This is a genomic window from Bacillus cereus group sp. TH152-1LC (genome assembly GCF_027710505.1).
Classification (GTDB): domain Bacteria; phylum Bacillota; class Bacilli; order Bacillales; family Bacillaceae_G; genus Bacillus_A; species Bacillus_A mobilis.
The window spans coordinates 159,943-186,462 of record NZ_JAQFNK010000007.1 but is presented as its reverse complement, the minus strand read 5'-3'; the positions used below and the strand labels follow the sequence as shown (position 1 = coordinate 186,462).

Genomic DNA, 26,520 nt, shown 5'->3' with positions numbered 1-26,520 from the left:
CACAATTTGTGCCCTTTTATTCGTTACATGAAAAAAGCCCATCACTGTATCCATATGTATAGTGATGGGCACTTCTTATATTTTTCTATGTTTAAAAAAACGGACAATCTAATTGATCAACAGATTCCCATGATTTTTTTTTTATATTTTCGGTGGATTTATTAGCTTCTAGTGGTACGTTTTTAAAAGGGTTTACTTCAACTTTTAATATGGAAGATGGCTCTACGTATAATGAGAAAACATGGCTACTAGGTATAGCTTTTGACACATCAATATCTCCTACTTGTTTAAAAAGTTGCTGCGCTGCAAAGAAAAAGAAATTCGTTGGGTTCGATTGTTTATTTAGCCATGCAAGCATTTCAGGTGATACCGACTTATGAATATTGATTTTTACCCGATCACCACGTTTATATCGCCTAGATCGCATACTTCCACCAACTAACTTATCGTTAAGTTTGTAAACCCTAACTCTTTTTGCTTATGCTCTCTATATTTTGGTGAACAAGTGTATACTAATAATCCACGTGCATTTGTAAATAACGGATTATCTACAAAAATTACATTTGTTAATCGTCCTTTTTGCTTTAAAATCATTTTCAAACTGTTTTTAATAATTACTGCGCCCCCGCCATAAATAAATACGTATGGATCATCTTTCATATCATCAATTTTATTTATGATATCCGTTGCGACACGCGCTGCTAAACCTAATAATGCCGGCTGTGATTCTTCAACTAATAACGCATTTCGCGGGTGCTTTTCATGTAAATAAATTTGGTTAAATTCTGTAATGCTATCAATCGTCTTTGTTGGATATTTCCGGTTCCATCTCGTAATAATTTGTAGCAACGTTTCTTTCACACCGTATGATAAACCCTTACTTAATTGTGGTCTAAAGTTAACACCTAGAGAAACTACTTCCTCTGTCGTTCCGGCACCAATATCAAAAGATAATAGTGTTTTATCAACAAAATCAATTTCTGAAACTTGATTTTGTTCACATTCTATTTTATGTTTCACAACATTTCCTTCTTCATCATATACAATGCCCCACGTCCCGGAAGCACCTTCAGGTAGGCATTTACAAAACTCGATAGATACATTAATCGTAACATCACGTCCGTTTGGATAATGGAACACAACTTTATGATTACCCATATAACGTTTCGCATTTTCCGCAGCTATTTCTTGTGTAATAAGCTGCATAGGAAGAGCAACAGATAAATCGTAACGAATATTAATATGACTTGAAGTTGGACTTTGACGCATAGCACTTACCGCTAAACCAGATAGAATTGTAATAACCATTAACTCATCAGTTGACTTATTCGATTTCTTCTCAACCTCAGTACCTTTTAATTGATCTTGAATGACTTTTTCTCCAACAATATACCGCACGTTATTTAACATTAGCGATGGAGAACTAATGGTCACGTCAATGTGATTTTCTAATTCAGATAATGAAACATCTACCTCATCTAACAATCCTGTAGGCTCTCCTATATATAAAGAATATATACTCGGAATAAAAATAGGGTCTTGCCCTTTCACCATTAACTTCAAACCGTTATTTCCTGCATCAGCACCAGCTTTTAATAGAATAGACATAACTACCCCCTAAATTAATCTGACATCCCTTCCAAATATATGCGAGCCCATTCTTTTACATTCAGATGTAATGTAATTTTTTGTTTATCGTAAAAACAAAATATCACATTTTTGTCCCTTTATGTAAAAAGTATTTGACATAAAACTTTTCCAATTTTATACTATGAATGTAAAGAGTTTTTTACATAATAGGAGGTGTCATTTCTAATATGAATCGCAAAAATTTCATTTTACCAACAATCATTTTATCGTTACTTGGAATACTTATACACGGAGCCTATAAATACATTTCTGAAGGTGTGATTTTAGGTGGAACAATCTTCACAAGCGCTATATTAATTGGCTACCTCATCAATCATATTACGTGGGGAGATCCTCACGGAGTATCAGAAGAAAGCCAAGATGAAATGGGACAACAAATTAAATATAAAAGCTTTAAAATTGCTTATTTTGTACTAATAGGCCTTATGTTTTTTATTTTAATAGCATCAGAAGGATTTGCATTCTTATTACTCGATGAAATAAAGAATCTTCCTCTTTTTATCACCCTTTGTTCTTCTTTCTTTATTTATCCTATTGTCGAACTTATAGTCGCAAAACAATATAAATAAAAAGGTGAGATTTTCTATATACAGAAAATCTCACCTTTTTAAATTTACATATCCTCAAATATCATTTTTAATGTATTCACAGTCCGCCAATTCCTTATTGTGGCTGGTGTATGTAGCTTCTGAAACTGGTTCATTAATTTAGAATTTCTAATGCTGTTTTTGAATAACAAATACACAACTTTTTCACGTATATAACAATCTTCAGTTTCATTTTTTTGCATAAGTAGTTGATCCTTTTCTTTTTCAGAAAGTTCATTTGCTAAGAAGGCAACATGTATACTTTCCCCTTCAAGCAATGAATCGACTTCATAAGGACACCTTTTTATCGTATTTATAAATTCATCACGTGTTCTTAACATGACTGGGACATCAAAACCAAAAACGTTTTTAATTTCCGATTGTATTCGTTTATTTAGAAAATCAATATCTTTTTCGGATTCGAACATAATATTACCGCTTTGAATATATGTTTTTACTTGTTTTAACCCTATGGATTCAAACATTTGTGTTAAATCCGCCATTTTGATTACCTTATGCCTACCTACATTGATTCCTCTTAGTAATGCAATATAAATTGTCATATCGTTTCTCCTCGTTTAAATGTATTTTAAAGTTGATGTAAAGATATTTAACGAAGGCATCTGTTTGTTGAATAAAAAGTGCTTTCGTTATAGAGCCGTTGACTTTTTAAACAAAGGTATGCATCCTCCACTAGGTCCATAAGCAACTCCAATTTTATCCCATCCATATTTTTCATAATAGCCGTTAAGATCTGAAGTAAGATAAAGAAAATGGTACCCTCTTTTTGCAGCTTCTAGCAGTCCATGATTCAACAATTTTTCACCAATAGAGTTACCCCTAAATTTTTCATCTACAAACAAACATGCTAGCCACGGGCTCAAATCTTGACGACTATTTAAATCATTGCGAATTAATGCATATGTTCCGATAATTTTATCATCTACTTTTGCAATGTAAAAACTCGGTATGTCATTTGGATCAGTTAAAGCATGAATCATACAATCTTCATAAAATGCACGCCCACCTTCCTCACCCCATTCTTTCCAAAAAACATCTATTGCCCTATTAAATAAGTCATCCTTCTTTAGTAATTGAATGATTTCCATAAAGTTGCGCCCCCAAAAAGTATTATTTAGTAATTGTAGAACTAACTAAATTTAATGTTTTTCAAATATCTTTATTTTTTTATGTATCTATCTATAATTTCTTTACTCCTAAATAAAGCCTTTTAATATATATTCTCTTATCGGTCTAAATAAAAAAACTTACTACTTTATTATGCAAGAGTAAGTTTTCTTCTCATTATTTTATGATAGGTAAATGCATTATAATTTGTTGACCAATTGGTCCCATTCTTCTAAAGCCTTTATCTTGGAAACCAACTTTTTCATATAAATTTTGTGCAGGAATATTTTTTTCATTTACAGCAAGTACAACCTCATTTTTTATCGGGAAATAACGTTTTACAAACTCTTGTAATAGTGCCAATGACTTTTTAGCATATCCTTTTCTTTTTCTATTGTGATTTATAGAAAATGATGTTAAAAGTAAAGCATCCTCATTGTTTGTGAACTCCTGTACTCTATCTCCTGTTTGCAATGCGAAAAGACCGACAGGTACCCCATTGTAATCTAAAATAACAATCACATTTTTTGTTCGATCACTTTTTGCTTTCTCCAATAATTCACCTGGATCTGATGTGAATTGAACTTGTTCACTTGGTAAAGTAAATGTTTGTATAACTTCCTTATATTTCTCCTTATACGGAACTAATTGAATTTCCCCTGTATGTATGTTCATGCGAAACTCTCCCATTTTCAACTTATTAACTTAAACCTTGCTGCGCTTTTGAAATTACTTTTCCATCTAAAAAAGTAATTTCAACTAATGAAGTTGGATCGCTTCCCTTCCAAGAAAAAATTTGTTTAATTTGTGTAGAATCTTCTACACCTTCTTCTATAAGTAAATTACCATCAAAACCAATTAAATCTTTCACTTCTGTATAAGTCATTCCTTCATTTATGTTCGAGAAATGATTTAAATTGATAGAATCTTTCTGCTGCCTTTCCATCACAGTAGAAGAAGTCGCTGTTTGTTTTTTCACTTCTTTCTTCTGTTCACACGCTGTCATACTGAAACCTAAGCATAAACTACAGACTATTAATGCGCTTTTTTTCATCATAACAGTTGTCCCTCCCATCATAATTAAACCATATATTCCCTTAAAAATAAACTGAATATTAAATATTATAATGAAAAATCCCCGTACAATTAAGTACGGGGTTAACTTTATTTATTCAAATGATTATTTGATTGGTCATTCTGTTCTTTTCTTAGTTCTTGTTCTTCATCTTTTGGTAATTGTTTATCATTATCTTTAATTGGATTCGTTTCTCGATTTTCAATCATGTCATTTGGAACTTGTGGCATTACACGGCCAACGATTGCAGCTAACTCATCAAGTATACCTTCACCTGTTTTTCCTTTTTTAATTTGCTTTCCAATTTGTTTCAGTCGTTCATACGTATCAACATCTGCTACAACGACTGCATTAGCACCATCAGGATCGTTTTTCAAACTTTCTGCAACGGAGTATTTAATGGACTCAACGCGAGTTCGATCAAGTTTCGCTTTTACATCAATACCTACAATTGCATATTTGCCGACCACTACCGCAGTTGCATCATTCACACCTGGCACACTTGCGGCTAAAGATGCTAAATGGTCCGCTGCTTTTTCATTTGGCTTATTTGGTTTGTTCGTGTAATTAACATTTTTCGTCGAAACATTTTTTTGCTCTGGTTTTTCGTTTGGATTGTCCTTTTTTCCAATACTGCATCCAGTTATTAAAAAACAAAGCATCAACATATATATTAGAATCTTCATTATTCTCACCACTTTACTATTAAAGTTTAATCATAAATTTTTTCAACAGCTTGCATTTTCTTCACTTTTTCCTCTGCGCCGCTATTTGCATTAATGAAAATTTGGTACGTGTCTTTCCCTAAAGTACCTATAAACTCATAGCAAAGTACTTCATTATGCAAATCATTTACTACGACAGCTTTTCGTTCTTCCATAACTTTAACATCTGGATTGATTTTCTTTCTTGCTTCTGCTGCCGTTAGCTTTGCTGATGGAACTGTTCGTTTTTGATGTGATGCTAAATATTCTTTTGCGGAGAATCCAACGATAGAACCGTCATCTAAAGCAATTTTCATTTGGATTGCTTCTGGATAGATTCGTATACCATTCTCATTTACTACATACGTAAATACACCAACATTATCATATTGCGAACTATCGTAAAGCTCCATATTATTAAATTTATGGTCCTTTAAAAATGTCAAACCTTTACTTCCTGCATCATTTAAACTAATTTTTTGTTCTTTAATTTCACGATTATTCATAACCCAAATTGGATATCCGCCTTTTCCGGTAATATCCATATAAAACTCATTATTCGTTGCTGGATCTTTTATTTTCACACTATAGAAAGATTCTTTCGCACCTTTTCCACTTTTCTCAACATCTACTTTTTCATTTCCTTTTAAGTTCAAAAACGATTTTGCAATTTTCGCTGCTTCATCTTTAGAAATCGCTTTCCCTTCCGCTTCAAATCCACCTTTTTTATTTTTTTGTGCACTAGTAAAGGTAGGTCCAAAGTTTGTAGATGAATACGATGTAACGTTTTTCTCTACTGTTTTTAAACCGTCAATAATTGTATTGTCTGCAGGATCACGATTTGATGCGAGTGCCATCTCAACATCCATCCAGCGTAAATTATTTTTCAAAACTAGATGTTGTACTTTTCGTAACTCATCTTGTATATTTCCCGCATTTGAATATAAAGTTTCCAACGTTTTATATTCTTGATCATTTAACGGCTCTTTTTCTAAATCACGAATGGCTGCACGATAACTAAAATCACCGATATTCGCTAAAAATTCTTCCGTTTTATTAAAAGGCATTAATGTTAAAGGAAGTTGTCCTACATCCGAACGCGCTTCAGATGTTAATCTCCATACATCTGCTAATGCAGGTGATAAAGATGCACGTGAATTCATTGCAAGCGTTGTTCCAATTTTGTCGTGCAATAGATCAACCTCATATGCTAAATCATGAAACGCCCGTTGATAGCTATTTTCCGCTCGAATTAATACTGCATTCTTCTCTTGGTGCTCTTTATAGCCCCAGTAACCCGTTCCAACTACACCGACTGTTAATAATACGATTATAATACCTCGTAACATAGTTCCACCTCCGCTCTATTTACAGAAAATATGTTTTCCGATCTTTTTAATTTGTGGACGAGTCCAAATCCATTTACTTGTCGCTGTATCTGGATTGAAATAATACAATGCATTTCCTGTTGGATCCCATCCATTTAGTGCATCTAATACAGCTTTTTTCGCTGTTTCATTTGGTGTTAAATATATTTGTCCATCCGCAACCGCCGTAAAGGCTCTCGGTTCAAATATTACTCCTGAAACGGTATTTGGAAATGATGCACTTGTAACTCGGTTTATAATAACCGCAGCTACTGCAACTTGCCCTAAGTACGGTTCTCCACGAGATTCTCCATATACTGCGTTTGCCATGAGCTGAATGTCATTTTGAGAATAACCATTCGGAACATTTGTCCCTTTATTTTGAGATGGTTTATTTTCTTGTGCAGTACCACCACTATTTCCTTTATTCGTTGTTGTTCCTTTATTAGCAGTCGACTTGTCATACTTCGTTGCCTTCACAAGCATTTGCTTCGTTTTAGCTCCAGCTAAACCATCAACAGGTAATCCGAATTTCTCTTGAAAATTTCGAAGTGCCCAGTATGTACCCCATCCGAAAACACCATCCACTTTTCCTGTATAAAACCCGTTATATTTCAAACGAGATTGCAGTTCAATGACATCTTCGCCAGATGCTCCTCTTTGAATGACTTGATTAGAAAAAGCTTCTACATTTTTTAGTTGTATACTACTTACCATCAAAGATAGCCCAATGAACGTAAGTAAAATTGCTATTTTTAAAATAGCTTTTTGACGCATAATTTTCCCTCCTTAATTACGGAAATGATTTCTTGGTTATGTTTTGTAAAAGACTCGCTTTTATGTAAAGAAGACAAAAAAATCCAAACTCATATCGTTAAAAAAATATGTAAACAATATAAAAAAAGATAAAAGGAGTTCATTATGAAGAAATTGTTAAAACGTATCGCACTCGTCATCCTGTTCATAACAACATGTTCAAACATATATACTGGGCCATCAATTGTTCACGCGCAGCCTCCTTATGCCAAATGGGGTAAACTTGCTGTAGAAAAGACGAAAGAACAATACCCAAAAGCTGAGATTATTGATTATCTTCATATAGGTAGAAAACCAAAAACCGTTCAAATAACAATCGAAAAATTTAAATTGTGGCTACGTGAGGATGGGAAAGAATATGGTGTATTTGTTGATGTAGAGTTTGAAACGAAGACGGATAAGTTTATAAAAATGTCGTTTCAGAAGACGAGTAGATAAAAAGAAACCCCAACTGTTCATATGCTAAACAGTTGGGGTTTCTTTCATTTTTAAAATTCTTTCCTAAAATTTCGATTCCCTAAAAATCTTACCAATATACAAATAGCGCCAATTACAACTGCTATCCCTATACTGTATAAAAGCACTTTACCATATCCACCCATTCTTGGATCTAAAAAAGGATATGGATACCAATTTACGATTGAACCACGAATTAAGCTATATACAACGTATAAAAACGGGAATAAGAGCCAACTTGCAGCTTGTTTCCAAGTAATTTTCTTACTTGGTGGATTTAAAATCCAATCTAAAAGCATGGCAATTGGCATGATATAATGCAGCACCGTATTTACCCATGGTATTGCGGTTTGAAGTGATTCTTCTAATCCTCTTAATAGTAAAAAATAAATGAGTCCTGTCGTAAGTATATATACAGTTGCTGCACCACGAAGTATACCAAACTGTTCTGATCGACCAAATGTAGCAGTTCCTATACTACTAAGAAGGAGAATAACTGCTACTAAGATGTTACTTTCAATCGTGAAAAAACTAAAAAAATTAACTGGATTGAACGGTTTCACTTGTGCCCTTATTATAAATTGCGTAATAATGGCGCTACATGCTAGAAGACTTAAACATAGTCTAAATAAAGATAATGTTTTTACACTTCTCATACATTCTCTCCTCTTCTTATATCAACTTATCCTTCTCTTGTACATGTTCAATAAATAATTTCAATGGAACGAGTCCACGTTTTGGCATATGACTACTTATTACAGCAACAAGCTCTAATTGAGGTATGATAATGATGTATTGTCCGCCGTATCCCATAGCAAAATACATGCAATACGGTATGTGAAATCTTTCGTTATTCAATACCCACCAGTGATATCCATATGCCCCGACATGTTCATACGTTTCAAATAGAGGTGTACTTGATTCTTCTAACCATTTCGAGGATACAATTTCATTTCCCTGCCAATATCCATTCTGCAAACATAATAATCCGAGTTTTAATAAATCTTTAGATTTCATTTTCATACCAAATCCACCAACATATATGCTTTGAGGATCTTGCTGCCACTCATATTCGGTAATTTCTAACGGATCAAATAAATATCTTTTTGCAAATTGTTCTGTCGACATTCCAGTAGCTTCTTGAATAATATAACTAAGCAAATGCGAAGACCCTGAGTTATAATTCATTTTTGTAGCGGGTTCTTCAATTATTGGTTTTTCTAATATGTATTGCACCCAGTTTTCTGATTCTACAAAATCATTTGGGAACACTACTCCATTTCCGAACTCTTTCCAATCTTCACCTGTAGTCATCGTTAATAGATGATAAATTGTTAATTCGTTTTTTTCTTCTGGTATATTTGGAATCCATTTTGTAATCGGTGTATGTATATCATTTATATAGCCTTTATCGATTGCAATACCAATTAATATAGATACAATGCTTTTTGTAATCGAATTTATTTTAAATAGATTATTTTCACACTCTAACGTTTTATAATACTCAGTTGTTAACTCACCTTTTTGATAAACGAGAAATATATTTACTTTTTTCTTTTCAAATTTATTTTCTAGTTGCTTGAAATCCAAAACTTTACCTCCAATTAATTCATTACCTAATTTATTATATCTTGTAACTTTCATTAAAACATAATTGCGTTCAAATAAAAAACAAACCTGCCAGTAATGAACTGACAGGTTTGTTTTTTATAATTTCGTGCGAACATTCCAAAGCTCTGGGAAGAAACATTGATCAAGTACCCTTTTCAAATAAGATACACCAGAAGATCCACCTGTTCCCATTTTATGTCCGATAATGCGTTCTACCGTTTTCATATGACGGAAACGCCATTGTTGTAACCAGTCTTCGATATCAATTAATTTTTCAGCAAGCTGATATAAATCCCAATATTTCTTCACATCTGCATACACTTCTATCCATGCTGCTTCTACTGTTGCATCTTCTTCATAAGGCTGCGTAATATCACGATTTAACACATCCTTATGAATAGGGAATCCTTCTTTTACAAGTGCTTGAATTGCCACATCATACAAACTTGGTGCATGTAGCGCTGTATGAAGGCGAGCGTGTAATTCTGGATCTTTTTCATAAATTTTTAATGCATGCGGCGTTTTATAGCCAAGCGCATACTCAATCATACGATATTGATACGATTGAAAACCTGAAGCTTGACCGAGTGAATCACGAAACTCAATGTATTCTGATGGTGTTAATGTCGCAAGAATATCCCAAGATTGAATAATTTGCGACTGAATTTTTGATACACGTGCTAACATTTTAAAAGCTGGTTGTAATTTATCATTTTTAATAGACTCGATTGCTGCGTTTAACTCATGTAAAATAAGCTTCATCCAAAGTTCACTTGCTTGGTGAATCACGATGAATAACATTTCATCATGATGGTCTGATAATCTCTTTTGAGAAGATAGTAAACTATCTAATTGTAAATACTCCCCGTACGTCATATTCTCTTTAAAGTCCGTATGAATTCCTTTTTCCATAATTACCTTTTCGTTTTCTTTCATATTAGCCAAACGCCCCTTTTATATATTTCTACTTATATTGGTCTAATAACTGCTCGAACTGGACTTCCATCTGCATCTGTTAAGGCAAGTGGTAATGCGATTAATTCATAATCACCGTCTGCTACATGATCTAGTACGACATTTTCTAAAATGTGTATGCCATGTTTAAACAATTGATGGTGCGCTGCTAATTCTTTATCATCTAATGGATCAACTGATGGTACATCAACCCCAATTAAACGAATTCCCTTTTCAGAAAGAAATGGTGCGATATCAGCACGTAAATGCGGGATTACATCTGGAAATTCATTCGCTTTACCATGTGAAGATGTGCGTAACAACAAGCGTTCTACGCCTTCTAAATAAAAGCTTTCTAATTCCTTTTTCCCAATGCTTTCAAGATTAGAAACATCTATGACGCGCGCTGGGCCGACATAAACTTGAACATCTAAATCTATTACTTTCTTTCCATCATTATCAAAATGAAACGGTGCATCAATATGAGTACCTGTATGAATACTCATCGTTAACTTTCCGACATTTACTGAACCACTTTCTTCTTTTGACCATGAAACTTCATACGAGAACGGTGTATCTCCTGGCCAAGTGGCAATATCATTATTTAGCGGTTGTGAAATATCAATCCACTCTGATGATTTCATGTTTATGCCACAACCTCTCGCTTATTTTCAAACTGCTTATATTCTTCATCTTTCATGATTTTCTTTAAAATTTGAACAGAATGCCATACTTCTTCGTATGTATTATATAAAGCAACTGGCGCAAGTCTTACTCCATTAGGTGCACGGAAATCAGGGATAACTCCATTTGCTTTTAGCGCTTTACATATACGTGCTGCTTCTGCATGCTCTAAATAAATGTGTCCGCCTCGTTTTTCATTCTCTAATGGATTGCCAATTGTGAACCCAAAATCTTTTAATTCATGATCAATTAAATTAAGCATGTATCTTGTTATATGTAGCGATTTTTCACGTAAACGTTCTATTCCAGCATCTTTAAAGATTTCAAGAGAACCGATTAACGGTGCAGTACTTAATACGTGCGGTGTACCAATTTGATAAGCACCTGCATGATCAGCAGCTGTTAATGTATGTTCCATATCAAACTGCTTATCTTTTCTAGAACTAAACCACCCTGATAATCCAGGAAGTCTATTAAAATGCTTTTTATTTACATAAAGGCCCGCAACACCACCAGGTCCTGCATTTAAATATTTATAATTACACCAAATTGCGAAATCAACATCCCATTCTTTGAAATAATGCGGAATAGAACCGATTGAATGACATAAATCGAATCCGATATGAATACCACGCTTATGTGCTTCCGCTGTTAAACGTTTCATATCAAGAATTTGGCCACTTCTATATAGTACAGAAGGTAATAAAATTAACGCGATATCATCTGTCATTGCGTGAATAATATCATCTTCAGAAAGTGTTCTACCATCACGGCTCTTCACTCGTACTAAATGCTCATCTGGATCTAATCCTTTTAAACGAATTTGACTTTGAAGTGCATATATATCTGACGGGAATGTTAATTCATCAGCAAGAATTTTTGTACGTATTCCTTTTGGCTCATAAAATGTCGCGATTACTTGATGAATGTTCGTCGTTGTGGAACCGGTTACAATTGTTTCTTCCGGTAAAGCTCCAATAAGAGGTGCTGTCAATTCACCTAATTTCTCCGAAAGGAAAAACCACGGATGCTCACCCTCTGTCCAACCGTCAATACCATACTCCTTCCATGAATCTAGTAACGTAAGTAACGATTTTTCTGCTCTTTTTGAAAGTAGTCCTAATGAGTTTCCATCTAAATATATTGTTCCTTCTTTTTTATAGAATTCAGTTTGAAAATCTTTCAGTTCATCATGTTTATCACATTCAAGCGCATATTCATAAGCTGGTTGAAATGGTTCTTTATACATGGTGTCACCTTCTTTTAATTTTCTTTTTATTCTAACTAATTGAAATATATCACCTTAGTTGATATAACGTCAATGATATTATGTCAGTTGACTTTATATATGCATTTCTTTTACAATACAGTTATATTTTCAGATATTTCAGTATAAAGAGGTGATTCTTTGAAAAACAATACTCTTTCATCAAGAAAACACCGCTCCTTAGAAACAAAGAAGAAACTATTACACGCTGGCTACACGATTTTTATACATAACGGATTTCAAAAAACGACAATTACACAAATTATTAAACATGCAGAAACTGGTTATGGAACCGCATATGTATACTTTAAAAACAAAGACGACCTCCTCATCGTTTTAATGGAAGATGTCATGAATCAATTTTATGATATTGCCGAGCGTTCCTTTTCGCCTCAAACGAAAGAAGAAGCACATAAAATGATTCAAAATCAAGTTAGAGCATTTCTACAACTAGCAGAGAAAGAACGAGCTATTTTGCAAGTTGTACAAGAAGCGATTGGATTATCAAAAGAGATACGTCAAAAATGGGACGAGATTCGGGAACGCTTTATAAACAATATTACGCAGGATATTACGTACTCTCAAGAAAGTGCATTAGCACAGCCTGAATTAAATAAAGAAATTGTAGCACGTGCTTGGTTCGCGATGAATGAGATGTTTCTTTGGACGATTGTGAAAAATGATAGAAAATTAGAGTTAGAAGAGATAGTACATACATTGACGGAAATGTATACGACGGGGTTATATAAATAGCACACCTTCAATAAATAAGGTGTGCTATTTTACATCTTCGTTATTTTTTAAATTTTGCACCCCTAAACTAACTAACAGAAACCCTAAAAGCGTTTGTAAAATTAGTACACTCTGTTTCGAAGTATCATTCCAACTATAAATGGAATACCCCATTATAATAATTGCAAGTAAAACAGTTACGATCCTATTCATACGCAAATCCCTCCTTTTTAAAAAGAAACCGCTAAGTTTCCTTAGCGGTTTTTATTAACAATTTATATTTATAAAAAGTATTTTTCATGAATTTGATATAAGTCAAAAGAATTTCCTGGTCAATATAACTACGCATGTTAGCCCACTTTTTCTTTATCCAGTCTACTTACAATTCCAACTATAAATTTATATTCAATCCTCCTCTTCTTAACCTTTTTAAACCCTTCTTTCGTATCAAAAATTAAACACGTTTTCCGAAACCACATTCGTACATATAAAGACTCAAAATAAATAGGTTTTATAATTCCTCGTTCTTCAAATTCAGTTCCATCTTTATTTTCGGTTTCTGTTCGAACGAACCACGTATTCCCAATACCAATTTCAATATACTTCACATAAGTTCCCCTTCCGGAAATTAATTTCTAACTATTCTATTATTTCCCCGGTAAGCGCACATTCCGACAGAACATGAGCCCACAAAGAAAAAAGCAGATTACAAAAATCTACTTTATAACTTATATTTTTGCATTCGTTTATAAAATGTACTTCGAGGTACATCTAAAAGTTTGGCAGCTAACGAAACATTTCCATTCGTCTTTTCTAGCGCTTCAATCATACTATCACGCTGTATTTTTTCACGAAAATTTAATGTATGCTCTATTTTATTTTCTGCTTGCAATGCAAGTTGATGTTGATTTCCCATCATTGTTTGTAATAAAAAAGAGATTTGTTTTTCGCATATTTCCCGTCCTTGCGACAAAATGTAAATGCGTTCTAATACATTTAATAATTCTCGAATATTTCCGGGCCATACATGTTGTGAAAATTGATTACAAATACTTTTTGGGAATACAACATTCCAATTCTTTCGTTCGCAAAAATGTTGTATGAAGTACGGAATATCCTCTTTTCTTTCTATTAACGATGGAACATATAGCGGATACACATGTAAACGATAATATAAATCTTGACGGAATTTCCCTTCTTCTACTAATCTCAGTAAATCTTTATGTGTCGCAGTAATAATACGAATATTTAACGGTACCTCTTTTGAACTACCGATTGGGGTTACTGTTCGTTCTTGTAAAACACGCAATAATGCTACTTGCATCTCTGGCGGTACTTCACCAATTTCATCTAAAAATATTGTCCCTCCGTCTGCTTGTTCGAATTTCCCTTTATATCCTTGGCGCCGCGCACCTGTAAACGCGCCTTCAGCATAACCGAATAATTCACTTTCCATTAATTCTTTCGGCAATGAACCGCAGTTAACAGCTATAAAAGGACCATTTTTTCTTGGGCTATTTTCATGAATCGACCTCGCTACATATTCTTTCCCTACACCTGTTTCACCACAAACATATACACTAGCATCAGTTGGAGATACAAGCTTAATTTCTTCTAAAGTATGTTGAAATGCATTGCTTGTCCCAATAACTCCAGGGAAAGTAATTCCGGCTATAAACGGGGAAGTTGAAAATACATTTCCTTGTTTATTTTCCTTTACATACATTTCCCGATCATTCTATCATTACTATATACTGGTACTTCTAATTTAGATTTCAACCCATTTTGCATTAAATCTTCAAGTTTCATTCGTGACCAATTAGAAACTCGTTCCCGAACACTCTTGCTCGCAGAAACGATAACATCACGATGATTACAAATGACAACTTGTTCATCACTGTCAATTACATCTAAAAAACGATGGATTAAATGCAGTTCATTTTGATGCACTCGAATACTACATTCACGTTCAATCGCATGTGCAATCGAGGTTACCATTCCAAGCATATATGGGTGTGAAAATTCAATTGGACAGGAGAAATCTAGAACTCCAATTAATTTCCCATCATCATTATGAATGGGAGCGGCCGCACAACTCCAGCTATGAGATGCGACAGAATAATGCTCTGTACCACTTATCATAATAGCCTCTTCAATCTGTAACGCGGTTCCTATCGCATTTGTACCAACAGCGGCTTCCGTCCATTTCACACCTTCAATGAAATTAATATGTTTCGCTCGTTTCAACGTTTGCTGATTGCCACTTAATGATAGAACGTAACCATCTGGATCTATTAATAATGCCATCATTTGCAGTTCATCAATGGTTTTTCTCATATTTTTTATTTGAGGTATTGCTATATCAAGGAAGATTTCACTCTTTTTCTTTTGATCCTGAAAAACATTAGAAGACAAAATTTTCTGACCTTTATTTATATGAGGATTCACATTTGCTTGTTTACATCGATACCATGACTCTGAAATCCTTTTGTTTATACGGTTCGAATCAAGAACACCTTCATCAACAAACTTTTTCCATGTATGTATGTAAAACGGTGAAGCTAACATTGTATCATCTCCCTATTCATTGTTTTGGAGATCTATAAAAACATAGTTATATTATAAAACTGAATAAAAGCGTTTTCAATAAAACTAGAAAGACGACACAAAAATGTTAATAATTTGAATATCTTAATGCGCTTCTTTATTCTTTTTTAATAGAACTATATTTTGTATAATGGACGCAAAAAAAATACATAACCAAAACCACTTTTGTGGAGTATCATTTATAAAGAAAATTATGACTGCTATTGCAAATAAAATGGTAGATGCTAAACTAAAATATAATTTTGTTTTAATTTTCATCATTCCTCACTCCTCTATCACTTTACAGTACATACTAACTCTTCATTTTTTAAATCTACTAAAACATATTCTCTTCCGCCATGTTTTTCATACCAATCATGTATTCTTTTAACATGCTTCTCGTCGCTTCTAATTTTCGATTCTATCTCTTTATACTCGTCATAACTATCATATTCCCATATGGCGAATATTTCAGTTGTACCATCATTGTTATCTTTCATCCAGCGTCCTATTAGCCTGGAACCATGCTTTAATTGATTAGGTAAGTTCGTATTAGTAAAATGCTCATTAAATATTTCTATAAATTCATTCTTTACTATATAGTACTTTCTTCTATAAAACATACATTTCCACCTCTTTTATGAACAGCCTCAAATACACCTTCCCATTACTACCGTATTATAATACTTCCCATCCGACAGTCTTTTATCATTTTTCAAAATACCTTCTACTTCAAAACCTAATTTCTTATAAAGTTGAATGGCTTTTTCATTTGTCTCTAACGCTTGTAATGATATCTTTTTCACTTCATTTTCATCAGCCCAATGAATAGATTGTTGCAATAGACTTTTACCCATTCCATATCCCCAAAACTCTTTTAAAATACAAACACCAAACTCTACTTTATGGGTTAATCTTTTCAAATTAGAACCTTCACATCTTGAAAATCCTACGATTCGGTTGTGCACTTCTGCAACTAAAAACAGATTCTTTATCTCTTCACAATCTGTTTTTATTATTTTTTGAAACCCTTTCTTATCTATAAATCCCTCTCCAGCTTCTCTATCCATATTTTCAGTTTCGCCATCGATCTGAACTCTAATTTCTGATAACTGCTCCGCATCCGTTTCAGCCGCTGAACGAATTGTATAAGTTAATCCATTTATATGAAACTCTTGTCTTTTTATAATCATCTTAAACTCCTTTTAAATGAGGTGTATTGACGCTATTACAATTTCTTTACCTTGTTTCTCAAATTGTTGAATTGTTTCTTTACTAGCCTCTTCATCTGTTATGATAAGGTCAATTTCTATTATTGACTCTCCTTTTATAAAGCAGTCTATTCCTAGTTTTGTATGAGGAGCTAAACAAATGTTTTTTCTAGCAATTTTACTTACTGTTTTTCCAAAATAAGCAACTTCCGGCGTAGCAGTACTTATACCATTCAATGAAATGCCACCGCCTGTAGAGAAATACAGATCAATAGAGAATCTACTTATCAATTCTGAGGCAAGTGTATCTGTCATATTTCCTGATGGTTTCACCTTTCCACCAATTAAGTACGTATCTACATTCTTATAATCCCGTAACTTACTAGCAATTTCTAAAGAATTCGTAATCACTGTAAATGACATTTCAGGTAAATATTTTAACATCGCATAATGAATAGAAGCCCCGCCAATAAAAACGGAATCGCCTTCTTGTATGTAGGATGCAGCAACTTTCGCAATCGCATCTTCCTCTATTGAACTATCACGATAACGTTTCGATGGTTCAGTAGCTAAGTTTCTCACTCGCATAAGTTCAACTGCACCTCCGTGCGTTCTTTTTAATAGGCCGTCCTTCTCCATAATAGATAAATCTCTTCTTATCGAATCAATAGACATATCGAAACTTTCCGCAAGATCCTTAGCGATTACTCTTCCCTCTTTCTTAAGTAACTCTAAAATTTTCTCTCTACGCTCTTCAGTAAACATGTAACCACACCGTCATTGAAGATTCTGAAATTTCATCTTTATTTTAATTATATGCATGCTTTTTCTGTATTACAATATTTTCAATTCTTATTTATTCAGTTTTATACCGTTTACTCCCACCTTCTATCCCATTAACTTGAAAATTAAATAAATGTATATCTGTATATTACATAAATATACTTCCATTTCCCTTCCTATTGATGTAAAATTATTCCTATGCTTTACTTTTTAACACAGAAAGGAATTATTATGAAATCTATAATTAAAGTAACTTGTACAGCATTATTATTAACAGGACTAATGGCAGGATGTAATGGAAATACTACACCAAAACAAGAAAAGAGCGCTCTTGAAAAGGATGCAATGCACTATGGGGAAATATATAAAAATGAATACTATAGAGCAACTGTTGAAAATGCAAAATTCGAAAAAATAGACAAAGAGTGGCGTCTCACAGCTCGCGTTACTATAAATAATGCTCGTACTGACGGACAAACGATAGATCTTTCAGAAATAAAATATTTCATAAAAGATGAAAAAACGGGTGAAAAATACGAAGGTGAAGTTATACAAAATGAAAATGCTAAAAAGGTTCCTTCTGAGTTTTCTTTAACTACCGACATTGCATTTAACATGAAAGCTTCTCCAAAAGATTTAAATACCATGTATTTATACATAGATAGCAAAGCTGCCCCGTTAACAGATACTTATTGGAAACTTGATAATTTAGCATCTAAATAAAAAACAGTCTTATAAGACTGTTTTTTTGTTTGTAAAGTGATAAAGTTTACTAGTTACCTAACTCAAGCAATACGTCTTTTGCACAAATTGTCACTTCTTCAAATGGGCAATCAAATAAAACACCCAATTCGAACCCTTCATTAGTAAGATCTATTTCATGACATAACCACCAAGCACCTTCAAAATCTTCCGAAATTGAACATTTCGTTACACCTGTAAAAGTTACTTGCAGTCTATCAAATTCACTGAAAGTACCACTGCAATCTAAAGTAATAATTAGCGTATCTTTTGATTTTTTCTCTACTGATTTGACTACACTGTCATGTAGTGAGTAATCATGTAGTTGAACGACATTCTGCGAGAGCTTTTCTTTTATACTATTATAAGTATCTATACAGGCTTGTTCTAAATCATTCATTCTTTTCTCATAATCTACTGTCCACTCAAGCATAAGTTTCTTTAATTGTTTTGATGGGTATTCTGAATTAATGGTATTGTCATGAATGTATGGATGTAATGACTTAGGGAGAAACTTTAATAAATCTTCTTTCTTTTCTTCCACGTCTTCTCTTAAACTTTGCTTATAATCCATTCCTACTTTTTCGCTCTCTCGCAACATCTCTTCCCATTCTTCTACTGTTTCTGGGAAAATTAAAAATCCAAATACTTGCATTTCTTTATACCAATCTTTATTGAAATACTTCAATAGCTTCCCTCCTAAAACATTTTAACATCCAACAAAAGCGATATATCTATTTATTATATCATTCCAATAACTATTTTTTCTAAAGAAAAAATGCAAAACTGTAAATATTCCGCCTTTTATTTCTAAAACTTCAGAATATTTACAATAGTTCTCAATTGGAATACATTTTAATAGTACAAAGATTCACCTGTACAAAAATCTAAACAAAAAGGGATGGTTATATGTTGAAGAAATTAGTAGCAGGTACACTAGTAGCGGGATTTGCATTAACTGGAGGATTAGGTGCAGTAAGTGCTGAAGAAAAAAGTAACACAATTAAGTCATTTGACTATTTAAAAGTGGATGAACAGAATGTTAATTCATTTGCAAAATTAAGTGATCAGGATAAGAAAAACATCCAAATTACAATGGTATTACCAGAGCAAAATGAAAATGGAGATTGGCTAGCTTATGGTTTTACTAGCCGTGAAACATTAGATGCTTATATTGAAAAGGATAAAAAAGCACTTAAAAATAAAATTAATCCTTTAGGTAGCGGTGCTGGTAGTACTGATTTTTATGAACATAAAGATAAAGGTGGCCAATATATTTACTGGAGCAGCGGTTTTAAAAACTTGCCTTCTAGCTGGAATGACAGAATTTCTTCTGTAAGTACAGCATCGCCTTCTGCAAGTTATTCAACGACGCTTTGGGAGCATACTTCTACACAAGGATATGGAAAAGGTGTTGTATTTAAACATGCTGATTGGTACGGTAAAACTGCTAATTTAGCTGCTGATTGGAACGATATTACTTCAGCGATTGACGTAAAAAAATAATAGGATATTCAATTTTTTCTGTGAAAATTCAAACCACTATTCTCTTATTCATTTAGAGAATAGTGGTTTATTATATTTTCATTTAAGCATGTACAGCATGTCCTATTGCTTGCAATAATGCTTCATGAATCGCTTCAGATAAAGTTGGATGCGCTGCAATATAATCTCTCATTATATCAGCGGTAACTTCTGTATGAAGCATTACGGTTCCTTGTCCGATCAGTTCGGTTGCACGAGGACCGATAATTGAAATCCCTATAATTTCTTGATATTTAGGTTCCACAATAACTTTTACTTTCCCCGTTTGTTCTCCAATAATAAGCGCTTTTCCGTTCGCTGTAAAAGGAAATTCACCAATTTGTATGTCACCGTACTGCTCTCTTGCATCTTTTTCATTTAAACCTACACTTGCGATTTCTGGGGATGTGTATATACATCGAGGTACTGCATGATAGTTAACTTTCACATCTTCTCCACTCGCGTGCAATGCTGCTGTCGTTCCTTCATGGAAGGCAACGTGAGCAAGTTGGATTCCACCAATCACATCACCTGCTGCGTAAATATGTGATACATTTGTTTGCATATGTTCATTCACAGCAATCCTTTTATTTGAAAATCGAATGCCTGCTTTTTCTAAATCTAATCCTTGTACACGTGGTTTTCGGCCGACAGAAACAAGTACATATTCCGGATTGGCTTCTTGGATATTTCCTTCATATTCAAATGAAGCTTGCTTCTTAATAATTATTTAATCCTTTTAAAGCTGCTTCTGTAAATATTTCTACACCATCATTTTCTAGTTTCTCTCTTAAAATATGTGCGATATCTTCATCTTCACCAGGTAATAATTGCGGTGCCATTTCAACAATCGTAACTTTTGTTCCAAGACGACTATAAATACTTGCAAACTCGCACCCTATTACACCACCGCCAACGATTAGTAATGATTTCGGTATATTTTCTAGGGACATTGCATGGCTACTATTTAAAATCCACTTCCCATCAAATGGAGCAAAAGGTAATTCAGTTGGTTCTGAACCTGCCGCTATAATAAACTGTTCTCCATCTACTATGGTTTCTTTATCACCATGTGTAACTCTCACTCGGTGATCCGTTTCAAATCTCGCTTTACCTTGTATAACTTGTATTTTATTTTTCTTCATTAAATATTGAATTCCTTGCACGAGCTGCATTACGATTTGTGATTTCCTCGCCTGTATTTGCTTCCAATCAATTGATATACTTCCATTGTTAAGTGTAATTCCATAATGATTCGCTTTTCTCACAATGTCATGCAGTTCTGCACTTTCTAACAATGATTTCGTTGGCATACAACCAGCATTTAAACAAGTCCCGCCAAGATCCGCTTCATCAATAAGAGTTACATCTTTCCCATTTTGAGCCGCGGTAATTGCTGCTACATAGCCAGCGGGACCGCCCCCAATAACAACTAATTTACTCATTCTCTCATCTTCTCTTTATAAAAGAATTGTTACAGGTTCTTCTAAATAACGTTTAATTGTGCGTAAAAATGCAGCTGCTGGTGCACCATCTAATACACGATGATCAAATGTTAAACTTAAAGGTAACATACTTCCTTTTCTTAATTTCTTCCCTTTATATACAGGAACATGTTCAATTGCACCTACACCTAAAATACCAGTTTCAGGTGTATTTAATACCGGCGTAAAATATTCAATACCGAAGCTACCTAAATTACTAATTGTAAATGTTGTCCCTTGCATATCATCACTACTTAAACTGCCTGCTCGTGCTTTTTGAGCCGCATTCTTAATCTCTTTAGATAACTCTACTACAGATAGATTATTTGCAAAGCGAATAGCTGGGACAACTAATCCTTTTTCTAACGCGACTGCCATGCCTAAATGAACATGTTCAAATTGATGAATTGAGTCATCTATATATGCGCTGTTCATTTCTTTATGCTCCCCAAGCGCTAATACTACAGCACGAGAAACAAAATCCGTAATGGTTAGTTTGTTATCGTATCGTTTTTGTACAGCTTCCGCTATGTCTTTATGTAAAGCCACTAAATCTGTCACATCTACTTTCATCGTTAATGTTAATTGCGCACTATTTTGTAAACTTGCATGCATACGGTTTGCGATTGCTTTACGCATACCAGTAACAGGAATGACTTTACTTTCTTCTTGTTCAAGTACTTCTGGAGTCAGTACTCTTTCTTCAAGCGCCTTTAACACATCTACCTTTGTAATTCTTCCGCCAGGACCTGTACCAACCAATACCTTTATATCCAGATTTTCAGACTTTGCAATTTTCTTCGCTACAGGTGAAATTTTAATTCTTTGCTTTGCTACTTCTTTCGCATATGGTTCTGGATGTTGTACATTTTTAGATTCTAAATTAGGTATTTTTTCTTCTACAACATGTGTACTTTCATGAACTTCTACTTTTTCATTCTGCTTACCGATGTAGCAGATTACAGTGCCGGGTGGAACTCCCTCATCTTCACTTACAGCTATATCAAGAACAGTTCCATCAGCCGGTGCCTCTATTTCAGTTTCGATTTTTTCCGAGTTAATACTAGCAATTAGTTCACCTTTTGCTACATGATCACCCGCTTTAATATTCCAGCTCGTAATAATACCTTCTTTCATCGCCATACCTAACTTCGGCATTACAACTTCTACAGCCATGTTTCTCTCTCCCTTCTCATCGTTTCATTACACATGTAATAAAGATTGGTCTCCGATCATTTCAGATACAATTTCAATTACTTTCTCCGGCGTTGGTAAATATAACTTTTCAAGTGGTGGTGAGAACGGAACTGGTGTATGTGGTGCTGTAATTCGTTTAATAGGTGCATCTAACAAATCGAATCCTTTATCTGCTACAATTGCCGCAATATCTGTTGCGATACTACATCTTGGATTTGCTTCGTCAATAACAATTAAGCGATTCGTTTTTTCAACTGATGCTAAAATTGTATCTTCATCAAGCGGTGATAAAGAACGTGGATCGATTACTTCTACTTCAAGTCCTTTTTTCGATAATTGCTCAGCAGCTGCAAGTGCTGTATGAACTTGTTTTCCAATTGCGACGATTGTTACATCAGAACCTTCACGTTTAATATCTGCTTTCCCTAAAGGAATTGTATAGTACCCTTCTGGTACTTCGCCTTTCATATTGTAAAGTGTTTTATCTTCAAAGAAGATTACTGGATCATCATCTTCAATTGCCGCTAATAATAAGCCTTTTGCGTCATATGGAGTGGAAGGAACAACAACTTTTATACCTGGAATGCTCGTAAATAACGCGTATAAACTTTGCGAATGCTGTGCTGCTGCGCTAAAACCAGCACCATGCATCGTACGTACTGTAACTGGCACTTTCGCTTTACCACCGAACATATAGCGGAATTTTGCACCTTGGTTTAATACTTGATCAAGACAACTTCCGATAAAATCATTAAACATTAATTCAGCAATTGGACGTAAACCTGTTGCCGCAGCTGCCATTGCTGCTCCTATATAACCAGCTTCAGAAATTGGAGTATCTAAAATACGATTCCGGCCAAATTCCTGTACAAGCCCTTTCGTAACACCGAGTACACCGCCCCATGCTTCATCATCTTGCAAGTGATCCACTTGTGCACCGCCTGCAACATCTTCTCCGATTAAAATTACATTTTCATCACGACGCATTGATATTTTCATCGCTTCATTGATTGCAGTTGACATACTAACTGTTCTAGTCATTATTTTTCACCCTCCTCTTATTTGTAAGAAACGTATACATCTTTTAATAATTCTTCATCCTCTGGATATGGACTATTTTCACTAAATTCAATTGATTTTTGTACTGCCTCATCTACTGCCTTTTCCATATCAACAAGTTCAGATTCAGTTAATAAAGCTTCATGAATTAAATGCTTACGGAAGTTCACAATCGCATCTTTTTCATTTAAATGTTCTTCTCTTTCTTCTGAAGTTTTATATGTTTGCGCTTCACCTTCGAAATGACCGTAATTCCGATATGTCATACATTCAATGATTGTTGGACCACCGCCATTACGTGCGCGTTCCACCGCTTCTTCCGCTGCTTTATACACCGCAAGTAAATCTTTTCCATCTACTTGAACACCTGGAATATTGTAAGCTTTCGCGCGATCTGCAATGGAATTACAGCTTGAAGCATATTCAAATGTTGTCGCCTCACCGTAACCGTTATTTTCTGCGATAAAAATAACTGGTAACTTCCAAATTGCTGCTAAGTTAACCCCTTCATGGAATGTCCCTTCATTATTTGCTCCGTCACCGAAGAAACAAACACTTACATCTTTCGTTCCTTTATATTTAGCTGTTAATGCTGAGCCACAAGCAAGTGGAAAACCTCCGCCTACAATCCCGTTCGCACCAAGCATTCCTTTATTTAAATCGGCAATATGCATGGAACCGCCTTTACCTTTACATAACCCTGTCGCTTTCCCAAAAAGTTCAGCCATCATCCCGTTTAAATCACAGCCTTTTGCGATACAATGTCCATGTCCTCTATGCGTACTTGTAATACTGTCACCATCTGTTAAGTGGGCACATACACCAACTGCTACCGCTTCTTCACCTGCGTATAAATGAACGAAACCTGGCAGAACGCCTTGCGCGAATAATTCATGTACCTTATCTTCAAACTTACGAATTTCTAACATTTTTTCATACATCCAACGAGCTTGTTCTTTCGTAATTTCATTCCCTTTACTTTCAGTTGTTTTTAACATGTCCAGCCCTCCTATTTTCTTGTTCATCTTTTATATTGCAAGTACTGTGCCAAATTCTAATCATTGATTTCATGGCTTTTCTCTTTCCTTTCAAAATAAAAAAGTGGACAAAATGAGACTTATGTCTCGTTTTGTCCACTTTTGTTCACCTAATTTGAGAATTACGATCTTATTCATTATCAAAACTTTTCTGTAATTTTCGGATGTAAATAATTTGACCAATATGATAAGCATTATGAGTCGTTACATTACTAAGCACTTCCCACCACTTCGCATTTACGGGAAATCCAACTACATCGCTTTCAACCTTCTCTTCATTTATAAGCTTTTGCCATTGTAACAGTTTCTCTAGTAGTTTTTCTCTTAACTCATCGAATGATTGATTATCTGAAAGCATAAAACTTTTGTTATTATCACCAATAGCAGGCACGGCATTCACATTCGATTCTTTATACCTAGTTTGCCACGTTGAGTTCCAATACAATAAATGTTGTACAATCTCAGCTATACTATTACTCTCTTCATTCGGTTTCCAGAAAGATTCTCTCTCAGATAGATCTTTCACTGCATCTGAAAATGGCATATACCAACTAGGATCATTCGCATTCGCTAATAATTGATCTGCTAATACATCTTTCACATGTACCACTTTACGTCCTCCCTTTAAAAAGATTCATTTCATGACAATACTCACTTCTCTAAATACGCTGAGTTTGTAAGATTTCCTCTTTTTAAACGCAATCCCATACATATACATATAAAGAAACCGAACGCACCTAATCCATAAGCAGCTGTATAACCACTTGTTCCAATAATCCAGCCTGCAAGTCCTGGTCCAATCATTTGACCAACTGCATAAAAAACAGATATAAAACTAATTGCCATTGATACGTACTTTTGGGATACTTGCTTTGATGCTGCAACTTGTATTAATAAAAGAATACCACCGAGGCTAGAACCCCAAATTATTGCCGATACAATAAAACCCATTATGTTGTCAAAAAGGATTGGCATCACATCACCTATTACTGCTAATAAAAGTGCAATACATAACGTTTTCTTTATGCCAAACTTATCTGAAATCAATCCCCAGATAGGAGCTCCTACTATTGAAAACATACCGGCAATTGCATAAATGGTTCCTGACATTGCTGCCGAAATACCACTATCAATCATAAAACTAGTTTGATATAAATTCGGAATTAAGTAAACAATTCCCACAATAAAATACATCCATGCAATAACATATAGTTCTTTTGTTTTCCATAAAAACGATTTATGATTCCCTTTTTCCTCATCTTCGGTTACATCAGGATTTTTCAAAATAATTGAAGCGATACATACTACGATACATGTAATAACCCAAAACAAAAACCATACACCACGCCAACTGTACTCAGGAAATGTACGTACTACATAAGGAACAATTATCCCACTAAATAACATACCTATTCCAGCACCGCTTAATAACAGCCCCATAACAGTTCCTCTTTTGTCCGGAAACCATCCTACCGTTATTGACATGAGTGGTGTATAAACTAAAGCACTACCAGCTCCAGCACATAGCATACAAATAGCGACTAGCCAAAGTGAATAAACAAAGGGCTAATCCCAATAAGCTTACAACAACAAGCCAACTTCCTATTAATAAAACTAATTTTGCGCCAAAACGGATAGTAAATATTCCAGATGTTCCTACAGTTAATAAATAGCCTAAAAAAAGTATAGTTCCTAACATACCTGATTGAGCTGTAGATAAGTGAAGCCCCTCTTGCATAAATGGCAATATAATTCCATATGCCATACGTGCAAAACCGGTTGTTGTTATAATAAGGAACATTCCTATTAATACAAATACCCAAAAGTGATGTTCATTCCGTTCATTCATTTAAATTCCTCCATAAAT

29 protein-coding genes and 3 pseudogenes are annotated in these 26,520 nt (G+C 34.3%); 5 read left to right on the top strand and 27 right to left on the bottom strand.

Translation table 11 applies throughout. The features are described from left to right. Nucleotides 1–91 precede the first annotated feature (91 nt). Nucleotides 92–427, bottom strand: coding sequence for a hypothetical protein (locus PDL00_RS18200; RefSeq protein WP_061679806.1), 336 nt, complete (start codon nucleotides 425–427; stop codon nucleotides 92–94). A gap of 11 nt (nucleotides 428–438) precedes the next feature. Further along, nucleotides 439–1,608 carry a ParM/StbA family protein gene (locus PDL00_RS18195; protein ID WP_242239590.1) on the bottom strand — a complete coding sequence of 390 codons (1,170 nt, stop codon included), beginning with the start codon at nucleotides 1,606–1,608 and terminating at the stop codon, nucleotides 439–441. Between the two features lie 209 nt (nucleotides 1,609–1,817). Between PDL00_RS18195 and PDL00_RS18190 the strand changes: the two genes are divergently transcribed. Further along, entirely contained in the window at nucleotides 1,818–2,219 is a 402-nt protein-coding gene (locus tag PDL00_RS18190; RefSeq protein WP_270730511.1) for a hypothetical protein, read from the top strand. Nucleotides 2,220–2,263: 44 nt separating this feature from the next. On the opposite strand, the gene PDL00_RS18185 is transcribed toward PDL00_RS18190, so the two are convergent. From PDL00_RS18185 to sleB, 7 genes are all read right to left on the bottom strand, one after another. Further along, a complete protein-coding gene (locus PDL00_RS18185) occupies nucleotides 2,264–2,800 on the bottom strand; it encodes a DUF1697 domain-containing protein (RefSeq protein ID WP_270730510.1) in 537 nt (178 codons plus the stop codon). Between the two features lie 87 nt (nucleotides 2,801–2,887). Further along, nucleotides 2,888–3,346: a GNAT family N-acetyltransferase gene (locus tag PDL00_RS18180; protein WP_242250635.1), complete on the bottom strand. Its 459-nt coding sequence runs from the start codon at nucleotides 3,344–3,346 to the stop codon at nucleotides 2,888–2,890. 196 nt (nucleotides 3,347–3,542) lie between these two features. Continuing rightward, nucleotides 3,543–4,040 carry a GNAT family N-acetyltransferase gene (locus tag PDL00_RS18175; RefSeq protein ID WP_270730509.1) on the bottom strand — a complete coding sequence of 166 codons (498 nt, stop codon included), beginning with the start codon at nucleotides 4,038–4,040 and terminating at the stop codon, nucleotides 3,543–3,545. 25 nt (nucleotides 4,041–4,065) lie between these two features. Then, complete coding sequence (locus tag PDL00_RS18170; protein WP_242250636.1) at nucleotides 4,066–4,422, bottom strand: hypothetical protein; 357 nt, start codon at nucleotides 4,420–4,422, stop codon at nucleotides 4,066–4,068. Between the two features lie 107 nt (nucleotides 4,423–4,529). Beyond that, nucleotides 4,530–5,126, bottom strand: a complete 597-nt coding sequence (locus PDL00_RS18165; protein ID WP_061679794.1) for a YhcN/YlaJ family sporulation lipoprotein — start codon at nucleotides 5,124–5,126, stop codon at nucleotides 4,530–4,532. Between the two features lie 26 nt (nucleotides 5,127–5,152). Then, nucleotides 5,153–6,493 carry a germination protein YpeB gene (gene ypeB, locus PDL00_RS18160; protein ID WP_097818025.1) on the bottom strand — a complete coding sequence of 447 codons (1,341 nt, stop codon included), beginning with the start codon at nucleotides 6,491–6,493 and terminating at the stop codon, nucleotides 5,153–5,155. A 15-nt stretch (nucleotides 6,494–6,508) separates the two neighbouring features. Continuing rightward, a complete protein-coding gene (gene sleB, locus PDL00_RS18155) occupies nucleotides 6,509–7,288 on the bottom strand; it encodes a spore cortex-lytic enzyme (RefSeq protein ID WP_270730508.1) in 780 nt (259 codons plus the stop codon). A gap of 144 nt (nucleotides 7,289–7,432) precedes the next feature. Here sleB and PDL00_RS18150 point away from each other — a divergent pair, with 144 nt between their 5' ends. Beyond that, on the top strand, nucleotides 7,433–7,765 hold the full coding sequence (locus tag PDL00_RS18150; RefSeq protein WP_061679789.1) for a DUF3889 domain-containing protein: 333 nt from the start codon (nucleotides 7,433–7,435) through the stop codon (nucleotides 7,763–7,765). Between the two features lie 50 nt (nucleotides 7,766–7,815). On the opposite strand, the gene PDL00_RS18145 is transcribed toward PDL00_RS18150, so the two are convergent. The 5 genes from PDL00_RS18145 to kynU all read right to left on the bottom strand — a co-directional run bounded on the left by PDL00_RS18145 (nucleotide 7,816) and on the right by kynU (nucleotide 12,281). Beyond that, nucleotides 7,816–8,439, bottom strand: coding sequence for a Pr6Pr family membrane protein (locus PDL00_RS18145; RefSeq protein WP_270730507.1), 624 nt, complete (start codon nucleotides 8,437–8,439; stop codon nucleotides 7,816–7,818). 16 nt (nucleotides 8,440–8,455) lie between these two features. Further along, nucleotides 8,456–9,373, bottom strand: a complete 918-nt coding sequence (locus PDL00_RS18140) for a serine hydrolase domain-containing protein (RefSeq protein ID WP_242250645.1) — start codon at nucleotides 9,371–9,373, stop codon at nucleotides 8,456–8,458. Nucleotides 9,374–9,490: 117 nt separating this feature from the next. Continuing rightward, nucleotides 9,491–10,330, bottom strand: coding sequence for a tryptophan 2,3-dioxygenase (gene kynA / locus PDL00_RS18135; RefSeq protein WP_199694243.1), 840 nt, complete (start codon nucleotides 10,328–10,330; stop codon nucleotides 9,491–9,493). Between the two features lie 32 nt (nucleotides 10,331–10,362). Next, nucleotides 10,363–10,992: an arylformamidase gene (gene kynB / locus PDL00_RS18130; RefSeq protein WP_270730506.1), complete on the bottom strand. Its 630-nt coding sequence runs from the start codon at nucleotides 10,990–10,992 to the stop codon at nucleotides 10,363–10,365. A 2-nt stretch (nucleotides 10,993–10,994) separates the two neighbouring features. Continuing rightward, nucleotides 10,995–12,281 (bottom strand): kynureninase, encoded by a 1,287-nt coding sequence (gene kynU / locus PDL00_RS18125; RefSeq protein ID WP_242250649.1) that lies wholly within the window; start codon nucleotides 12,279–12,281, stop codon nucleotides 10,995–10,997. A gap of 159 nt (nucleotides 12,282–12,440) precedes the next feature. Between kynU and PDL00_RS18120 the strand changes: the two genes are divergently transcribed. Next, nucleotides 12,441–13,052: a TetR/AcrR family transcriptional regulator gene (locus PDL00_RS18120; protein ID WP_270730505.1), complete on the top strand. Its 612-nt coding sequence runs from the start codon at nucleotides 12,441–12,443 to the stop codon at nucleotides 13,050–13,052. A 24-nt stretch (nucleotides 13,053–13,076) separates the two neighbouring features. Here the strand turns inward: PDL00_RS18120 and PDL00_RS18115 are convergent, their stop codons facing one another. The 6 genes and pseudogenes from PDL00_RS18115 to PDL00_RS18090 form a co-directional block, all read right to left on the bottom strand. Continuing rightward, the gene (locus PDL00_RS18115) at nucleotides 13,077–13,244 is read right to left on the bottom strand and encodes a hypothetical protein (protein ID WP_270730545.1); all 168 of its coding nucleotides are present in this window, start codon (nucleotides 13,242–13,244) and stop codon (nucleotides 13,077–13,079) included. Between the two features lie 137 nt (nucleotides 13,245–13,381). After that, nucleotides 13,382–13,639, bottom strand: a complete 258-nt coding sequence (locus tag PDL00_RS18110) for a DUF3977 family protein (protein ID WP_060631115.1) — start codon at nucleotides 13,637–13,639, stop codon at nucleotides 13,382–13,384. Nucleotides 13,640–13,752: 113 nt separating this feature from the next. Next, a pseudogene (locus PDL00_RS18105) lies at nucleotides 13,753–15,599 on the bottom strand (sigma-54-dependent Fis family transcriptional regulator). Between the two features lie 314 nt (nucleotides 15,600–15,913). Next, on the bottom strand, nucleotides 15,914–16,240 hold the full coding sequence (locus PDL00_RS18100) for an NIPSNAP family protein (protein ID WP_270730504.1): 327 nt from the start codon (nucleotides 16,238–16,240) through the stop codon (nucleotides 15,914–15,916). 27 nt (nucleotides 16,241–16,267) lie between these two features. Further along, nucleotides 16,268–16,810, bottom strand: coding sequence for a GNAT family N-acetyltransferase (locus PDL00_RS18095; protein WP_132132390.1), 543 nt, complete (start codon nucleotides 16,808–16,810; stop codon nucleotides 16,268–16,270). A gap of 12 nt (nucleotides 16,811–16,822) precedes the next feature. Then, nucleotides 16,823–17,593, bottom strand: coding sequence for a DeoR/GlpR family DNA-binding transcription regulator (locus PDL00_RS18090; RefSeq protein WP_270730503.1), 771 nt, complete (start codon nucleotides 17,591–17,593; stop codon nucleotides 16,823–16,825). A gap of 249 nt (nucleotides 17,594–17,842) precedes the next feature. On the opposite strand from PDL00_RS18090, the gene PDL00_RS18085 reads away from it, so the two are divergent. After that, nucleotides 17,843–18,334: a hypothetical protein gene (locus tag PDL00_RS18085; protein WP_270730502.1), complete on the top strand. Its 492-nt coding sequence runs from the start codon at nucleotides 17,843–17,845 to the stop codon at nucleotides 18,332–18,334. A 49-nt stretch (nucleotides 18,335–18,383) separates the two neighbouring features. On the opposite strand, the gene PDL00_RS18080 is transcribed toward PDL00_RS18085, so the two are convergent. Beyond that, entirely contained in the window at nucleotides 18,384–19,040 is a 657-nt protein-coding gene (locus tag PDL00_RS18080; RefSeq protein ID WP_270730501.1) for a DUF4085 family protein, read from the bottom strand. Between the two features lie 221 nt (nucleotides 19,041–19,261). On the opposite strand from PDL00_RS18080, the gene PDL00_RS18075 reads away from it, so the two are divergent. Next, nucleotides 19,262–19,858 (top strand): hypothetical protein, encoded by a 597-nt coding sequence (locus tag PDL00_RS18075; RefSeq protein ID WP_061679771.1) that lies wholly within the window; start codon nucleotides 19,262–19,264, stop codon nucleotides 19,856–19,858. Between the two features lie 82 nt (nucleotides 19,859–19,940). Here PDL00_RS18075 and lpdA read toward each other — a convergent pair. The 6 genes and pseudogenes from lpdA to PDL00_RS18045 all read right to left on the bottom strand — a co-directional run bounded on the left by lpdA (nucleotide 19,941) and on the right by PDL00_RS18045 (nucleotide 26,502). Then, nucleotides 19,941–21,321, bottom strand: a pseudogene (gene lpdA, locus PDL00_RS18070) (dihydrolipoyl dehydrogenase). A gap of 15 nt (nucleotides 21,322–21,336) precedes the next feature. After that, nucleotides 21,337–22,536, bottom strand: a complete 1,200-nt coding sequence (locus PDL00_RS18065) for a dihydrolipoamide acetyltransferase family protein (protein WP_270730500.1) — start codon at nucleotides 22,534–22,536, stop codon at nucleotides 21,337–21,339. Nucleotides 22,537–22,563: 27 nt separating this feature from the next. Then, nucleotides 22,564–23,598: an acetoin:2,6-dichlorophenolindophenol oxidoreductase subunit beta gene (acoB, locus tag PDL00_RS18060; RefSeq protein WP_270730499.1), complete on the bottom strand. Its 1,035-nt coding sequence runs from the start codon at nucleotides 23,596–23,598 to the stop codon at nucleotides 22,564–22,566. 17 nt (nucleotides 23,599–23,615) lie between these two features. Continuing rightward, nucleotides 23,616–24,614: an acetoin:2,6-dichlorophenolindophenol oxidoreductase subunit alpha gene (gene acoA / locus PDL00_RS18055; RefSeq protein WP_242252473.1), complete on the bottom strand. Its 999-nt coding sequence runs from the start codon at nucleotides 24,612–24,614 to the stop codon at nucleotides 23,616–23,618. Nucleotides 24,615–24,783: 169 nt separating this feature from the next. Further along, the gene (locus tag PDL00_RS18050) at nucleotides 24,784–25,263 is read right to left on the bottom strand and encodes a DinB family protein (RefSeq protein ID WP_270730498.1); all 480 of its coding nucleotides are present in this window, start codon (nucleotides 25,261–25,263) and stop codon (nucleotides 24,784–24,786) included. 41 nt (nucleotides 25,264–25,304) lie between these two features. Then, nucleotides 25,305–26,502: pseudogene (locus PDL00_RS18045) on the bottom strand (MFS transporter). Nucleotides 26,503–26,520: the final 18 nt, after the last annotated feature.

What these genes read in the sequence shown, in the direction of transcription:
- PDL00_RS18200 (WP_061679806.1), bottom strand. Translation starts at nt 427, where the DNA reads ATGCGATCTAGGCGATATAAACGTGGTGATCGGGTAAAAATCAATATT.
- PDL00_RS18195 (WP_242239590.1), bottom strand. Translation starts at nt 1,608, where the DNA reads ATGTCTATTCTATTAAAAGCTGGTGCTGATGCAGGAAATAACGGTTTG.
- PDL00_RS18190 (WP_270730511.1), top strand. Translation starts at nt 1,818, where the DNA reads ATGAATCGCAAAAATTTCATTTTACCAACAATCATTTTATCGTTACTT.
- PDL00_RS18185 (WP_270730510.1), bottom strand. Translation starts at nt 2,800, where the DNA reads ATGACAATTTATATTGCATTACTAAGAGGAATCAATGTAGGTAGGCAT.
- PDL00_RS18180 (WP_242250635.1), bottom strand. Translation starts at nt 3,346, where the DNA reads ATGGAAATCATTCAATTACTAAAGAAGGATGACTTATTTAATAGGGCA.
- PDL00_RS18175 (WP_270730509.1), bottom strand. Translation starts at nt 4,040, where the DNA reads ATGAACATACATACAGGGGAAATTCAATTAGTTCCGTATAAGGAGAAA.
- PDL00_RS18170 (WP_242250636.1), bottom strand. Translation starts at nt 4,422, where the DNA reads ATGATGAAAAAAAGCGCATTAATAGTCTGTAGTTTATGCTTAGGTTTC.
- PDL00_RS18165 (WP_061679794.1), bottom strand. Translation starts at nt 5,126, where the DNA reads ATGAAGATTCTAATATATATGTTGATGCTTTGTTTTTTAATAACTGGA.
- ypeB (WP_097818025.1), bottom strand. Translation starts at nt 6,493, where the DNA reads ATGTTACGAGGTATTATAATCGTATTATTAACAGTCGGTGTAGTTGGA.
- sleB (WP_270730508.1), bottom strand. Translation starts at nt 7,288, where the DNA reads ATGCGTCAAAAAGCTATTTTAAAAATAGCAATTTTACTTACGTTCATT.
- PDL00_RS18150 (WP_061679789.1), top strand. Translation starts at nt 7,433, where the DNA reads ATGAAGAAATTGTTAAAACGTATCGCACTCGTCATCCTGTTCATAACA.
- PDL00_RS18145 (WP_270730507.1), bottom strand. Translation starts at nt 8,439, where the DNA reads ATGAGAAGTGTAAAAACATTATCTTTATTTAGACTATGTTTAAGTCTT.
- kynA (WP_199694243.1), bottom strand. Translation starts at nt 10,330, where the DNA reads ATGAAAGAAAACGAAAAGGTAATTATGGAAAAAGGAATTCATACGGAC.
- kynB (WP_270730506.1), bottom strand. Translation starts at nt 10,992, where the DNA reads ATGAAATCATCAGAGTGGATTGATATTTCACAACCGCTAAATAATGAT.
- kynU (WP_242250649.1), bottom strand. Translation starts at nt 12,281, where the DNA reads ATGTATAAAGAACCATTTCAACCAGCTTATGAATATGCGCTTGAATGT.
- PDL00_RS18115 (WP_270730545.1), bottom strand. Translation starts at nt 13,244, where the DNA reads ATGAATAGGATCGTAACTGTTTTACTTGCAATTATTATAATGGGGTAT.
- PDL00_RS18100 (WP_270730504.1), bottom strand. Translation starts at nt 16,240, where the DNA reads ATGTTTTATAGAAGAAAGTACTATATAGTAAAGAATGAATTTATAGAA.
- PDL00_RS18095 (WP_132132390.1), bottom strand. Translation starts at nt 16,810, where the DNA reads ATGATTATAAAAAGACAAGAGTTTCATATAAATGGATTAACTTATACA.
- PDL00_RS18090 (WP_270730503.1), bottom strand. Translation starts at nt 17,593, where the DNA reads ATGTTTACTGAAGAGCGTAGAGAGAAAATTTTAGAGTTACTTAAGAAA.
- PDL00_RS18085 (WP_270730502.1), top strand. Translation starts at nt 17,843, where the DNA reads ATGAAATCTATAATTAAAGTAACTTGTACAGCATTATTATTAACAGGA.
- PDL00_RS18075 (WP_061679771.1), top strand. Translation starts at nt 19,262, where the DNA reads ATGTTGAAGAAATTAGTAGCAGGTACACTAGTAGCGGGATTTGCATTA.
- PDL00_RS18065 (WP_270730500.1), bottom strand. Translation starts at nt 22,536, where the DNA reads ATGGCTGTAGAAGTTGTAATGCCGAAGTTAGGTATGGCGATGAAAGAA.
- acoB (WP_270730499.1), bottom strand. Translation starts at nt 23,598, where the DNA reads ATGACTAGAACAGTTAGTATGTCAACTGCAATCAATGAAGCGATGAAA.
- acoA (WP_242252473.1), bottom strand. Translation starts at nt 24,614, where the DNA reads ATGTTAAAAACAACTGAAAGTAAAGGGAATGAAATTACGAAAGAACAA.